The 15,541-nt window shown below is 30.8% G+C and carries 13 protein-coding genes; 10 read left to right on the top strand and 3 right to left on the bottom strand.

The genetic code is table 11. The features are described from left to right. Positions 1–6 precede the first annotated feature (6 nt). From L3J35_13160 to L3J35_13150, 3 genes are read right to left on the bottom strand one after another with little or no spacing between them, the layout of a single operon-like run. Entirely contained in the window at positions 7–969 is a 963-nt protein-coding gene (locus tag L3J35_13160; GenBank protein MCF6367133.1) for a hypothetical protein, read from the bottom strand. Between the two features lie 2 nt (positions 970–971). Continuing rightward, entirely contained in the window at positions 972–1,679 is a 708-nt protein-coding gene (locus L3J35_13155) for a hypothetical protein (protein ID MCF6367132.1), read from the bottom strand. A gap of 26 nt (positions 1,680–1,705) precedes the next feature. Continuing rightward, complete coding sequence (locus L3J35_13150) at positions 1,706–2,935, bottom strand: MFS transporter (protein ID MCF6367131.1); 1,230 nt, start codon at positions 2,933–2,935, stop codon at positions 1,706–1,708. 208 nt (positions 2,936–3,143) lie between these two features. Between L3J35_13150 and L3J35_13145 the strand changes: the two genes are divergently transcribed. From L3J35_13145 to L3J35_13100, 10 genes are all read left to right on the top strand, one after another. Further along, the gene (locus tag L3J35_13145; GenBank protein ID MCF6367130.1) at positions 3,144–3,689 is read left to right on the top strand and encodes a SiaB family protein kinase; all 546 of its coding nucleotides are present in this window, start codon (positions 3,144–3,146) and stop codon (positions 3,687–3,689) included. Continuing rightward, on the top strand, positions 3,686–4,228 hold the full coding sequence (locus tag L3J35_13140) for a SiaB family protein kinase (protein ID MCF6367129.1): 543 nt from the start codon (positions 3,686–3,688) through the stop codon (positions 4,226–4,228). Before L3J35_13145 ends, L3J35_13140 begins: the two co-directional genes overlap by 4 nt. 19 nt (positions 4,229–4,247) lie before the next feature. Continuing rightward, on the top strand, positions 4,248–4,637 hold the full coding sequence (locus L3J35_13135) for a DUF1987 domain-containing protein (protein ID MCF6367128.1): 390 nt from the start codon (positions 4,248–4,250) through the stop codon (positions 4,635–4,637). 4 nt (positions 4,638–4,641) lie between these two features. Further along, on the top strand, positions 4,642–4,842 hold the full coding sequence (gene xseB, locus L3J35_13130; protein MCF6367127.1) for an exodeoxyribonuclease VII small subunit: 201 nt from the start codon (positions 4,642–4,644) through the stop codon (positions 4,840–4,842). 94 nt (positions 4,843–4,936) lie between these two features. Then, the gene (locus L3J35_13125; protein ID MCF6367126.1) at positions 4,937–9,613 is read left to right on the top strand and encodes a transporter substrate-binding domain-containing protein; all 4,677 of its coding nucleotides are present in this window, start codon (positions 4,937–4,939) and stop codon (positions 9,611–9,613) included. 160 nt (positions 9,614–9,773) lie between these two features. Beyond that, on the top strand, positions 9,774–11,693 hold the full coding sequence (locus L3J35_13120; protein ID MCF6367125.1) for a hypothetical protein: 1,920 nt from the start codon (positions 9,774–9,776) through the stop codon (positions 11,691–11,693). Positions 11,694–11,743: 50 nt separating this feature from the next. Beyond that, positions 11,744–12,421, top strand: a complete 678-nt coding sequence (locus L3J35_13115) for a hypothetical protein (GenBank protein ID MCF6367124.1) — start codon at positions 11,744–11,746, stop codon at positions 12,419–12,421. Between the two features lie 25 nt (positions 12,422–12,446). Further along, positions 12,447–13,025, top strand: coding sequence for a hypothetical protein (locus L3J35_13110; GenBank protein MCF6367123.1), 579 nt, complete (start codon positions 12,447–12,449; stop codon positions 13,023–13,025). A 70-nt stretch (positions 13,026–13,095) separates the two neighbouring features. Continuing rightward, positions 13,096–13,491 (top strand): hypothetical protein, encoded by a 396-nt coding sequence (locus L3J35_13105; GenBank protein MCF6367122.1) that lies wholly within the window; start codon positions 13,096–13,098, stop codon positions 13,489–13,491. A 15-nt stretch (positions 13,492–13,506) separates the two neighbouring features. Further along, positions 13,507–15,432, top strand: a complete 1,926-nt coding sequence (locus L3J35_13100) for a hypothetical protein (GenBank protein MCF6367121.1) — start codon at positions 13,507–13,509, stop codon at positions 15,430–15,432. Positions 15,433–15,541 lie beyond the last annotated feature (109 nt).

Here is a 15,541-nt window from a genome sequence, read left to right as displayed (position 1 = left end):
TACTGCCTAAAAACCGATAACAATGAGGATTGCTCGCATTCCCTTCTTTAAACCTGCGGTAATTCCTTCTGTTGTAAAATATGTATCCTGATTAAATCCGTCATAGAAAATTGCAGAAATAAGAATAAAAACTCCTATTTGCAACCAAAATCCCGGTCGTTTAAAATATCGTAAAGGACGTTTATATTTAAAAATAGTCAAAACAGAATAAACTAAAATTAACCCGAATGCGATTTCAACAGAAAACATATTTGTTAGTGCCAAAACACTGACTATAAACACAATATGAAAAAGCAATAAACCTAATGAACTTTTATGATTTTCAGTATTAACTTTATCTTTTCCTTCTTTTAAGAAAATTTCTTTATTGAAATTATTTTGAGTTTTGGATTTTAATGCTTTTCTTCCTATTATTATACCTGAAATCGAGGCAATTAATCCGAGAACAACATAAAACAAACTGAGCAAGAAAAAAGCTTCAAAAAATGTCAGATTATCAACATCCAACTGCTTCATAATAAACTTATAAAGGTTCTCTGTAATTCTCACTAAGTCAAAACCGTAAATTATCAGAAGTGTTATAATCTTGTGAACAACAACACTGTAAAGTGCAAAGATTCCGCCTAAAATATACCCGAACATATTTCTGCCGAACAAAAATACTGCAATTTCAAACAAAATTCCTTCCAGTAAGATTCCTGTCATCGGACCTATTAAAATTGCACTCGGAGAAACAGATTTCATAACAGCACTTATTAATCCTGCTCTCCAAAAAAGTCCTTTATCTTTCCAAGACTGTCCGAAAGCTGCCAATAAACTAATACCTAAAACAGCAAGTATTGTTCCTGCCATAGGAATTCGCACATTATGAAAAAAGCTTCCGACAATTATCTCAATACTTCCCCATAAGCTTCCTATTACGGCAGCCTTCAACCAAATATCTTTAAATTCTTTTTTATAAGTAACCATTTTTAATGTCTGATTAAAGCAACTTTTTTTCCGTGCTTCTTTAAATAACGATGCCCGTGACCTTCTTTGATAATTTCTAAAATTTGCTTATTCCCCGTGTCAAAAACAGTTCCGAATAAACCTTTAATTTTAGGATATTTAAACATAAATTTATTCATTAATGTTGAAGCTCCGAACATAAAAATATCACAATCATTATCTGTATATTCAATAATATTACAAAATGTATTATTCATAACTGACGTTGATGTAAGAATTACAATATCGGCATTTTGTAAATGTTTTTTTTGTTCTTTAATATTAGTTATTATTGAATTATCTTTTGAGCTGATTGATTTATCAAAAACAGTTAAACGTATATTATGTAATTTTAACTTCCGGTACATCGGTTCAGAAAAACCGACCATTACAATTTTTGAATATTCCGAAAAGTTAATAAAGTCAAAAATATCAATATTAATAAAGTTTTCTTCTGTATTATTAAGCATTGCGTTGTAATATGCATTTAAAACATTACGATGTTTATAATTATTAAAATCAATATTTACTAATTCATCAACATTTAGGGTTTTTATATTCATTAAGTTAGCCGACAGTCCTATAAGCCCGGAATTTAACATAACGGCGATATAAGTGTCTCCTGCTTCAATATATTTAATTGAATTAATTTGAAATCCGTACTTATTATATAACTTTTTAAGCGGCTCCATACGGGGAAAAAATCATAAAATTTAAATTACTGTTTTTTCAATAAAAAACTTAAAAATAAACCTGCAAGCAATAACAAAAGTGCCATAACTGACAAAATATCAAAACTGTAATACTTCAATATAAAACCTCCCGGTATTGCAAAAAACAAACCCAAAGATGATAAATTATTTTGAACGGCAATATAAACCGGTCTTTTTTCGTCAGGTGCAATAATTAAAATCAAATTACTGAATGCTAACCTGAAACCGTCAATCGCAGCCCCGAAAATAAAATAAACAGCATAATAAACATAAATATTTGATGCAAAAAAGATTGAACTTATTGCAATCATCGAAAGCATAAATGATATTATAATAATGCAACGATTAATATTTTTTGATGCAAGAAATGCCCATAAAAAGTTTCCTGCAACCGCACCTGCCATTTGTAACGAAATAATTATTCCGATATCTTTACCTGAAATTCCCGGTTCATCTTTTGCATTTAATATTATAAACGGAAAAACCAGAAATAAAGCATAAGATAAAAATCTGCTTAAAATTTGAATTTGTAAGTTTCGGTCACTTTTCAAAACTTTTCCTGCATTTTTTAAAAATAATCCAAAGTTTTTTTCCCTTATTGATGTTTCTATTTTTTCTGTTTCTTTAAATTTCCAAAATATAACGAACCCGAAAGCCATTATTACACCGCTAATAATAAATAATAAAGAAAAACTGACAGGTTCAGAAAAGAACTCTAAAATAAGCCCGGATATTCCGCCGCTTATTATCCCGGCTGTTCCGGAAGCAATTTGTTTATACGCAATAGCTTTACCTCTGTATTTTTTAGTGAAAGATTTTCCGAGCAATTCTTGGTAATAAATAACCCCTACACCTGCTGAGAACGAAAACAGAAATAAAAATAAACTTATTAAAAGTAGAACTAAGATATTTCCGAAACCGGCAAAAAACAAAATTGACAGTCCGACACTAAACCATGTTAAAAACCTGAAAATAAACACTTTTCTCAGCGAGCCTAATACATTCCCGCGTTCTTGTGCTTTAAATGCCGTCCATAATTGCATAACAATTGCCCCTCCTTTCATAAGCGAAGAAAGAACACCTACTAAAACCTCATTTCCCTTAAAATAATCAACAATCAAAGGTAAAACAGTTGATGTATCAGCAATTGAAATTGCAGCAGCTAAAAAGAATCCTTGTGCAATAAATTTGTTTCGATTTGATTGTAAATTTATATTTGAGCTGTTTTTTGGCATTATTTTTTCAGATAAATTTTACAAAAGTAAAACCTTATTCATTATAACAATTAAATTATTAAAAAAAGCAGTTGATTTTTATAAAAACATTTCATTGTTTTTTAATATTATGTTAATTATAAAAGTCTCTAATTTTGTTTAGTATAAGTTTTTTTTTAAATTTGTTTTTTGAATGTAATTATAGTCACTTAAGAAATTAATTACTGTTATGAATGAAAGTGAAAGTATTTTTACAAGATTATCAGGAAAAAATGTATTAATGTCATACACAGGACCTTTTGACGGACAGGTTTTATCTATGTTCGGCAAAAACATTGAACATTCAATTTCTGCTAATAAAAGCCTTAATAAAACAATCTTTAAGGTTTTTATTGAACTGGCTCAAAATGTTTCTTATTATTCGGAAGAAAAAGAACATACAAAAAAAGGAGAAAATTCAGGTGTAGGAACATTTATTATCCAAAGTTTTGAAGACTATTACTATTTTATATTAGGAAACCCTATTAATGAAAAACATAAAGAAATTTTATCGGATAAATGCAGAAAAATTAATTCTTATGACAGAGAAGGCTTAAGAGCCTATAAAAGAGAATTAAGAAAACTGCCTGCCGGAAAAAGAGGAACAGGGAACATCGGTTTAGTTCAGGCAGCTTTACTATCTAGAAATCCGCTGGATATCGCCTTTATTGAAATGGACTCTTCAAAATCATTTTATGTAGTTGCAGTAAAAATTAATAAACAACAAGAAAAATGACAACAATAAATAAAAAATTAAGTTTGGGACAAAGTCTTTTCTCGGAAGAAATAAAGATCTCTTATAAAGGTCCTGTTGACGGAAAAATAATAACCTTTCTGGCTGATTATATTCATGTTGTAAATGTTCTTTCAGAAAAAGCAACAAAAAAATTGTTTAAAATATTTTTTGAACTTGCTGAAAACATTTCAAATTATTCTTCAGAGAAAATTAAGCTTAAAAGCGGAAAAGAAGTAGGTGCAGGAACAATAATTCTTAAAGAAACAATTAAAAACTTTACCCTTGTTACCGGAAATCCTATTAAAAATGAACACCTTATTCCTGTTTTGGAAAACAGCAAAAACATTAATGAACTTGACCATGAAGAATTAAGAGAATACAAAAGAAATGTAAGAAGAGATAATTTAACAGAAAAACAAAGTCCTAATATAGGATTAATTACCGTTGCTCTCACATCAGGAAATCCCTTAGATATTGAAATAAACCCGATTGATGAAAATACTTCATATTTCTCATTAGCCGTTAAAGTAGATAAATAATTAAATAAACAGAATTAAAATGGAAAACATATATATTGAAGGATCTCACACTAACTTTTTTATACCGACAGTCGATTTTAATGCAGAAACAGGTGTTTGCTTGTTATCAGGAGAATCATTTCTCGAAGACACAATAGAGTTTTACGACCCCTTAGTACAGTGGTTAGAAGAATATACAACAGAAGTGAAAAATCCTTTAACATTTGAAATAAAGTTGACTTATTTTAACACAAGTACTTCAAGAAGCATTCTCGATTTATTAAATATTTTAAAAGATTACGAGGAAGACGGAGGTGAAATTACCATTAATTGGCACTATGATGAAGATGACATTGACATGGAAGAAGATATTGAAGACTACATGTTAGATACAGGTCTTGAAATTAATATGATTCCGTTTGAAGAATAAAGATATGGCAAAAAAAAACATTTCCTATAACGATGCCGTTCAAGAGATTGAGGATATTTTAAACGAAATTGAAAACAGTGATGTTGAAATAGACAGTTTATCTGATAAAGTAAAAAGAGTTTCTGTTTTATTGGAAACTTGTAAATCAAAATTACTTAAAACAGAAGAGCAGATAGAAAAAATATTTGAAAATAACATCTCTTAAAGTATCAAAAAATTGATACTTTTTTCATTTTTTAAAATAGATAAATTTAATCTGTTTTCTTGTAAAATTTGAATTATCAATACACCAAAATAAAATGAAAAAAATTGCAATATTATTAATAACAATACTGAGTCCTTTTTTTCTGTATTCTCAAACATTAAAGAAAATTAAAAAAGAAGGCAAAATTAATATTGCATTTACCGAAAGCTGGAGAAATACCGTAAATTATACTGCGGCACAAGAATTTGCAAAATTTCTTGATATTGAATTTACCGAAACTATAATTCAATGGGATGATGTTTTTTCAAAAAACGGAAAAATACCGAAAGACTATAAAACAAACCCCGAAGTAAGTTACACTCCTGACGCTCTAAAAGAAGCTGATATTATATGCGGAACAATTTATGTCCTCGACTGGCGAAAAAAATTCTTCGATTATTCCGGAATTATCCAAATCAGTGATATTTTGATAACTCGAAAAGATATTGCGAAAAAAATTAAAAGTAACGATGATTTAAAAGGGCTAAAAATTGCTTTCCTGGAAAATTCTACATACGAAACTAACATATCATTAATTAACAATAAAGTAGGAGGCGGAATTGAATTTATAAAAACAAAATCAGAAGATGAATCTCTTAAACTGCTTGAAGAAAGTAAAGTTGACGGCTTAATAACAGTATCGTTTCTGGCATTATCTTATTTAAAAAACAATAATAATTTCAAACTGACATTTCCGGTAAATAAACCTCAAAGTGTAGGCTGGGCAGTTCGGAAAGGTAATGAAGGAATAAAAAATGAAATACATAATTTCTTTGAAACTATTAGAGGAAACGGTAAACTAGACGAACTGTTCAGAGAAAAATATGACATCGACTACTCTACATATCTTAAAATAATTAATTCTTATTCGAATGTAAAAAAAGGTGCAAAAACTCGTGATTTAGAGGAAATTATGAGCTCCGGCAAAATAATTATCGCACTTCGTGACCGAGACTTAGTTTACCATCCTACAGGAAAAAAACAATTCAATCATCTTCTTGCAGAAAGTTTTGCCGAATACTTAGGTTTAAAACCTGAATTTGTATTTACTGAGAAATTCTCAAGATATTTTGAAAATGATAAAGGTGTAATTATTAAAGACAGTGCATATAATCCAAAATGGTTTAATGAATTTGATGTTGCCTGCGATTTGATAGACCCTTTAGAATGGCGACTGAAAAAAGTTGATATTCTTGATTTTTTACCTAACGCAAAGGTTGTAATAGGTCGTAAAAATTCAAAAATAACATCAATTAACGATTTAAAAAACCTGACCGGTGTAACTTCAAAAGGTTCTTCCTACGAATATGCTTTGGCTCAAAATAATATTCCGAACTATTATTACAATACAGGTAATAACTTTTTTAAAGATGTAATATCAGGTAAAGCAGACTATACAATCTCAAATATTTCAGTTTTTAAATTAGCCGACTTTCCCGAACTGGAAGCAAAATTTATAATAGGTGAAATTCGTAAAATGGGCTGGGCAATCAAAAAAAACCAACCCTTATTAAGACAAAAAATTCTTGAGTTTTTTGAATATGCACGTAAAAACGGAATTTTTGACGAATACTTTAAACATCAAGCCGGTATGACAATGCAGTCGGCTCAAAATTACCTTACCGTATTGCATGAAACATACCAAGAAGGCTATTTCCCTTTTGTTTTCTACGGAAAAGACAAAGGACTGCCGCAAGAAGATGTATTATCAATTTTTCAAGACAATGAAGGATATCTTTGGTTCGGAACATATTCCGGTGTTGCAAAATATAACGGTCGGAAAATGAAAATATACAACTCGGAAACAGGATTGACAGGAAATTCGGTTTTTAGTATTGCACAAGATTCAAACGGAAAAATTTACTTTGCAGGTTTAAACGGAATTTCAGTTCTTGATAAAAAAACAGAGAAAATAAAAAATTATTTTAAAGGAATATCTTTTAAAGGAATATTCATTGACAAAGATAAAATATTATTTTTCGGAGATGAAGGCATACATTATTTGTCGAAAACCGGCAATGAAATCTGTTTGAATAAAGAAATTAAAAACCTTCCTGTAAAAGTTAACTCAATTTCTAAAAACAAAAAAACAAACGAACTTATTATTGCATCCGGAGAAGGCTTATATATTCTTAAAAATAAAACAGTCTCTAAAATTACAAATGAATTCTCATTATTCGCCCTTTATGATAACGACAACAGACTATGGATATCTACTCGAAGCGGATTTTATTATACCGATATTAAAATAAAAAACATTGAAGAAGCAATACCCTTAAACAAACTTCTAAACATACATAATATCCAAATAAACGATATTAAACAAACAAAAGACGGTTCAATTTGGCTGATTTCAGATTTTAAAATATTTCAACTTCTTACTCTGAAACAAAAACCTATTGTTTATGACCATAATATAGGTATGCTTAACCATAAAATAAACTCATTTTTAGTTGATAACGAAGAAAATATTTGGTTCGGATTTTCCGGAGGCATGCAAAAACTTACAAATAAAAGTTTAAGAACACTATACCCTAAAGATTTAAACAGCACAATAAACTCTGTTTTTAAAGATAACAACGGAAGAGTTTGGGTAGGAATGAGCACCGGAGTTTATTATATAAAAGGAGATATTTCAAATTTTACCGATAAACTAAAACTTAAAAATAACTCATTTGTTATAACTGAAACAAATAATAAAGACATTGTTATTGCCGACAGCAAAGACCTATATTTAATCGACCCTAAATCACTCAGAATAAAAAAACATAAAAAATTTAAAAACTCATTATTTCACCTTAATGATATTTTTATATCAAAAAATAACGAAATATTTCTTTTAACAGGAAATTCAGGTATAGTATATTACTTAAAGAACTTCAATTCAGAACTTCTGAAAATTGAAAACCCCGAAACTGCGTTAATCTCACAATTAGTTGAATTTGAAAACAAAATAATCGGAGCAAACAATACCGGATTAGTAATTTTTCAAGATACAACATTCAATAAATTTAAAGAAATAAACTATCATACATGGGCATTATTCCAAGATTCTGTTTTTAATTCCGACAATAATAATTTTGAAAACTTTTTATGGGTAGGAACTCAGAACGGTCTCGCAAAATTCCAAAACGATTCAATATATTTTGTAAATCCTGCCATATACAATAATCGGCTGGTAACCGCAATTGAACATGCAGAGAACCCGGATATGCTTTGGATAGGAACAGACAGAGGCGTAAATTACTACAATAAAGTTACAAATAATGTCGAATTTGTTATTGATTCAAGAGACGGATTATTAGGCAACGAAATATCTGTTGACGGCTTATATCTTGACAAAAGAAACACATTATGGATAGGAACATATCACGGAATTGCAACTTTTGACATAAAAAAGAAAAAAGTTGAAAAATACACACCTGTTTGCCGAATAGAATCTATAATTATTAACGGTGAACGATTCCTGAATATGCCGAAAAAACTAAGTTCAAACCAAAATAATATTACATTTGAAATTTCAGGCTTATCTTTTAAAGATGAAAATTCAGTTGAATATGAATTTTACCTGCAAGGATTAGATAATGAGTTTGCCGCATCAAAAGGCAAAAAAAATATTGCAGTATTCCCCTACTTGCCTCCCGGAAAATACAGCTTTAAATTCAGAACAAAAGGAAAAGACGGTATTTGGAGCTACTATCAAAGTATTAATTTTGAAATAAAAAAACCTTTTTGGTTAGAATGGTGGTTTATTGTACCTCTAATAATTCTTATACTTTTTGCTTTTTGGTTAGTTCAAAAATGGAGAATGAGAATTCTCAGAAAACAAAACGAAAAATTAGAAGCAACAGTTGCCGAACGTACAGCCGAAATAACAGACAAAAACATTGAACTTGAAGCTCAAAAAGAAGAAATAAAAGCACAACGTGATTTAGCCGAAGAACAACGAGATGAAATTACACATCAGAAAAAAGATATTGAAGACAGTATTTTGTATGCAAAACGAATTCAGCATGCAATTTTACCGCCCGAAAAATTAATAAGCAGAATAATTCCTGATAACTTCATTCTGTTTAAACCTCGTGATATAGTTAGCGGTGACTTTTACTGGGCTGCCGAAAAAAATAACATAACATATTATGCAGCAGCCGATTGCACGGGGCATGGCGTTCCCGGTGCGTTTATGAGTATGCTCGGAATTTCATTCCTTAACGACATTATCCGAACCTCTAAAAAAGAACTGAAAGCTTCCGAAGTTCTTGACAAACTAAAACTGAAAGTGATTGAGGCATTACACCAAACAGGCGAAGCACAAGAAGCAAAAGACGGAATGGACATTGCCCTTTGTAAAATAACTCCCGGAAAAAATACAGTTGAATTTGCAGGAGCATTCAATCCGCTTTATATTGTCAGAAACGATGAAATAATAATTTACGATGCCGACAGAATGCCGATAGGTATTTACGATTTTGACATTGCACAAGACTTCACAAACAATGTAATAGAACTTCAAAAAGGCGATGCTCTTTATACTTTCTCCGACGGTTACGCTGACCAATTCGGAGGTCCCAGAGACAAAAAATTTATGACCGGGCGTTTCAAAAAAATGTTACTATCCATTCAAGACAAAACAATGGAAGAACAAAGAAAACATCTCAATGAAACCATTGAGCGCTGGATGGCAGATTATGAGCAAATTGACGACATTTTAGTTATTGGTGCTAAATTTTAATAATATTAATTTACAAAAATCACGGAAAAAACCGTGTTTTTTTTGTATTTTATTAAACTTATCATTACTTTTAACTATTCAATTACCTAATTTAAAAAACTAAATATGAAATTTTGCAAATTACCCCCCCCCCGCAAGATTAATGCCGATTATTTTTCTTATGATTACTTTTTTCGTAACAACTAAATCAGAGGCACAATTAGCCATAGGCACAACCATAAACCCCTACACAGGGGATATTTACCATACCGGCGGGAATATAGGTATAGGAGTTGAAATCCCAAAACAATTATTACACCTTTTTGTTGACAGAAATGTAAACAGTTCGTTTTCGGTTATGAGATTAGAAACCGTTTTTCAGAAAGGACAAATTTACGATAAAGAAATTTGGGATATTATTGACGAAGGAAATTTGAGTTTTAAGTACAACAACACTTTCGATTCATTAAACATAATGTCATTAACCTCTGCCGGTCAATTATATTTAGGAACGTTAAGCCCTGTTAATTCTGCTGCCTTGCAAATAGAAAGCACAAACAAAGGATTACTCATTCCCCGTCTTTCAACAAGCCAAAAAAATGCAATAAGCAGTCCCGCAAATGCTTTATTGGTTTTTGATACCGATTTGCAAGCTTTTTCATATTACGATACAAACGCCGCAAGTTGGATGAATATTCCTGAAAGTAATACCTTTTCAAATTATTTGCTTATTTCTGATTTTAACAATTCCGTAGCCGGAAGCATTACACAAAGCGATACCGTTAATTGGAATACGGCTTACGATTTTTCTCAAAACTTTACTGAAACCGACCCTGTTTTCAGTTCGCATATAAGCTCCGGGATTACAGCCGTTGATACTGCAAATTGGAACACGGCTTTTTCGTGGGGCAACCATGCCGATGCCGGATATTTAACCGGTGCGGATATTAATATTTTATGGCAGGAAAACAGCAACGGCAATATTTACAGAAAAAACGGTTATGTCGGGATAGGAACAACAACCCCCTCAAAATATCTTGAAATATACACTCTCAGTAAAAGTGCAACAGGCAGCAGTTCTCGAAAAACAGCAATACGATTATTCAACAAAGTTGATACGTCAGTGGAATATCCGAAAAATAATAATTCGGTTTCAGACTTTACAACACCTGCTATATTTTATAAATGGGATATTGAAAATGCGAATGATACTTTAAAATTAAAATATATTAGATATAACCCGGATGAAATAGTATCGGGGCAAAATATTGAGCCGGAGACTAAGTTTAGTTTCTCGGGCAACGGAACCCTTACCGCAACAAAATTTACAGGCGACGGCTCGGATTTAACAAATATCAAACTAAACGGACTGCTTATTTTGGATAATGAAATGGAAGCATGGACAAACAACGGTTGGAGTGCGAGATTGCAAAGCCCGCTCGGAACAGTATGGGCTTCGACAAACAAATCAAGCCTCGGCGATTATTATCTCGGTTTGGGTATGACTAACAGCGGTTGGTATTTTATAAACAAATACCAAAATAAAGATTATAATTATGTTGCAGTTATTAGAGAAGACGGGAAAATTTTATGCAAAGAGTTAGAAATAAGTAAATCGTCAGGCGGTTATTGGAATACACCTTTTATCAAAGTCAAAAAACCGACAAATTCTGATTTAGCAGCATTCGGCTTTGAAACCAACTTGCAACATTGGGTTATTGCTGCTATAAGCTCTTCAAGCACAGGAGACGGTTTTTGGATAAAGGATATAAAAAACAATACAGTACCGTTTAAAATTACGAATACCGGAGTAGTTGAAATACATGATAAACTTTGGGTTGCAGATGAAATTGCCGTACAAGCAACAAACCCATGGCCCGATTATGTTTTTGATAAAGATTATAAATTAATATCGATTGAGAAACTTCAGGAATACATTAAACAAAACGGACATTTACCCAACATTCCGACTTCTGAGGATGTAAAAAAAGAAGGCATAAAACTTGCCCGAAACCAAACACTTTTATTACAAAAAATCGAAGAACTTACACTATATATCATCGAACAAGACAAAAGAATAAAACAGTTGGAACAAAAATAAAGTCGTACAGACGCAACATTTTGCGTCTCAGCTTAAAATAAAACAACAACATGAAAACAAAACTAACAATACTATTCATATTAATAAGCACAGCAATCTTCTCTCAAAAAAAGTTTGAAGCAACATTAACAGGCGGTGCAAATTATTTTTTTAATTCTGATACACTTTCACATCCTGAGTATAGCCGAAACGGTGCAATCGGGTTTCAAGAAGGCATCGAAGTCTCTGTTTCACCTATTAAATATTTCAGAATCGGGGCAGGCACAAAGCATACAACATTATCATGGAAAGAAAATAATGTTCCGGTTGAATTGTTTGAATATGGAAGTTATACACTTGATGCCGTCCAATATTATAAACTATGGGAATTTCCTGTTTATTTACAATTTGAGTTATTGACAGAAAATAAAATTACACCGTACATCAGAGCCGGCTATTCATTTACAAATATAATTTCAAAAAGCGGGAAAATATTACAAACTGACCCGCCCGGATATGGGAATGACTTTATTGCTCTTGAATATATTTACTCATTTGAAGGGATTTATCTCTATATTTCTAAAATGCATGCTATTTTCGTTAATGCAGGTTTAAACTATAAATTAAACGATTCATTTTTCCTTGGAATAAACAGCGGTATAAAAAAATACAATTATTTGGTTTTTGATATAGAAACTAAAAATTATACTGTCTATTGCAATTTAACAATTTCATACAAGTTTTTGTAATAGTAATAAAATTAAAACAATCATTATGAAAAAATACATTTTAATAACGATACTATTTATTTTAACAGCAATTTTTATATCTTCATGTTGCCCTGCAACTAAATACTACGATATTAAAGAAAAAGACAAACTTAGTTTTAATTTAAACGACACCTTCATATACAAAAGTAATTTAAATAATTATGACACATTGGTAATTGAGGAAATTACAGATGAGTTTGTGTATAAAGAAACATCTGAAGCTTTATTTTGTGCCACTGAATTTTATGTTGAGAAAATGACTTATTATCTTAATAATCTTAATGAACCATTCGAAAATGATAAACGTCCATACTTAAGTTTAGTATATGATGACGATGAAAATGAAACAAATTTTAGTGCATCATTCGGAAGACCTCCTGGAAGACAAGCTTATTCTCTGGATATTGGAGCTTATTACAATAGTGATAATACCTATTTTAATGTAGAATATGTTCTATGCTATACATGTACTGAGGACTCTGCCGTTTATAAATACTTTTACAATAAAGAAAACGGTTTTTTAACTTATGAATATCTATATGGAGAACAATTTAATCTTATAAATTACATACCTAAAAAATAAAAGTATTATGTATAACTTATATAAGAACAAATATTTAAAAGTAATCCTATTGCTTTTCATATTGTTTAGTATGACGAATTGTAAAAAACCAATATTTAAATCATTCAGTGATATTTTACGAGAACATCAATGGCGAAAAACAGAAGAAGCTGTTTACAATATAAATAATGAATTTGAAAACTATACATTTCAATTTGAAAACGCTGAAGATTGTGAAAAGAATTCATTTATGTATTTGGGTAAAGATGGTTGTGATATGCTAAATCTTTGTAATAATACATGGATTAGCTATCAAATAAACATTAATGGTGATTCATTAATATTTATACCCTATGATTATGATACTATATCAGTAAAAATATCAAGATTTATAGAATACTACGATAATAGAAGTTTTATTTTAAAATACGATACACTTATTGAAAATTACAATAAAAAGATTAAAGAAACATACACGGCATTTTAAGATATAATAAAGATTATGAAAAAATACTTAATTTTATTTCTGTTTAATTTAATCATAAGTTTTGCATATTCGCAAACGATTGAAAATAATCTAAACCGTTATTGGCATTATAGAGACCGGCTTGAAGAAAAATACATGATTGTAGGCATGCCGGAAAAACAAGGAACAAATTGGCCTGCTGGAAGACGCTTTCTTTATGGAATACAATGGCTTGGTTCAGGAGAAAATCCAACACAGCCGTTTGCCGAATATTTATGTGTGTTAGCAACAGAATATCGCTTATTAAAAGATTACGGTGAAGATGAACATGCTGCCGAAACCCTGCAAAAAATTGCTTGGGCATTGGAATCTTTTGACCGTACAGATTTAAATGCTGAAAAATTCTTTAGAGCAAGAATCAGCAATCCTCCTCTTAATGATAACGATCCTGATTTTTGGCAAAAAATTGACAATCACATAATATTCCCACAAGATTTAAATGGTTTCTTTTTAAGAGGAGATTGGGACGGGCAATGTGTTGATGATGGACCATGGCATGAATGTATGAGGAACTTAGATGAACCCTCCCCAGGAGAAATATTATACCCTATTAATCCAAATGCAAATATATTAGACTATAATAACGGTCAATTAAAAAATGCTTTCCCGAACAGAACAATACATAGTACAGAAGCTATGTTTAACTCTAAAGTTGTAAAGTCTAATAACAGATCAATTGAAAGCCAAGATGAAGTTTGGGCTTTATTGCTTGGTTTAGCATTTATTGAGAAATTAGTGGATGACCCTGCAACTTTTACCGATTTATTAGGACATCAAGTCACTGTAAAAAAATGGTCAAAAAATATTGCTTATCGTACCGTATTAGCACTTTCCTTTTTAGATTTTAATTTACATCGACGTTGGTGGTTGAGAAACCCGGTTACAAATGAATGGATTGCCACGGGTAACGGTGGTGGTACTATAGCTTTATCTTACCTGTTTGCAAAAGCCGGTAATAAAATCTGTGGAGATGATTATTCAAATCTACAAACACCGGGTTCTATTTTAGCTGCTCCTTTATCATTAGGAATATTCCCTTTTAATGTAATGGGAATAGGATTAACAGAAGAAAAAATAAACATTACAATTGATATGGACTATGATATACCGGGTTTAACAGACACTATACATAGTATTCCGGTCAGACCGTTTGGTTCTTTAAATCTTGCAATGATTGCAGGGCAATTTAATTTAGGTTATTATTTCAATCTTTACCAATTTAGTTCTTTTTTACTAGGCATTTCATCTAACGAAAGACTTCCTGCAATTTACAGTATCCTTAATGATGCTGATATTGAAGAAGAACTTGGAGCTGATATATATAACTCTTATAAGGATAATTTTCTATATATTTTAAATCAAGCTACAGACTGCGGTCCTTGGATAAAGCAAAGAGGGGTAGAGAATTTAAGTGAAATAAGTAATAATTACTGGTGGAGAAATAGATTAGGAGATGTAAACACTATCTTTTACAAACCAAGTGATTTAATAAATGAACCCACTCAATATGCAAACGGTTTAGATTACATGTTTTTACATAATCTATATTGGCTTACTTTTATGAAACCTCCGGAAACTTATGATTTAACAATGGATTTTCCGTTTGAGCCTGCACCAAATTTTTGGATAGGGAATGATAAAAATCCTTATACTGTTGAGCAAGATTATATTAATGCAACAAATACGATAAATCCAGGGGGTAATGTTACTTACAAAGCAACTTATGAAGTTCGATTAAAAAAAGGGTTTCGAGTATATGACAATGCAACCTTCAAAGCATTCACAACAAGTAACAGCCATAATCAAACACCTCTTTACACATACAGAGATTATAATCCTTATTGTGAGTATATTTTTGATAAAGATTTATCTGAACAAAAAAAAAACGGAATTATAAATTAATTGGGCGTTAGTGTTTTTATAGCTAATTTAGTGGTTTTAATCTAAAATCCAAAGCTATGAAAAATTTCACAATTAAAGCATCAATAGTAATTGTAATTCTAACAAAAAT

It is taken from the genome of Bacteroidales bacterium, from assembly GCA_021648725.1.
Taxonomy (GTDB): domain Bacteria; phylum Bacteroidota; class Bacteroidia; order Bacteroidales; family JAADGE01; genus JAADGE01.
This window is presented reverse-complemented; position numbering and strand designations above follow the sequence as displayed.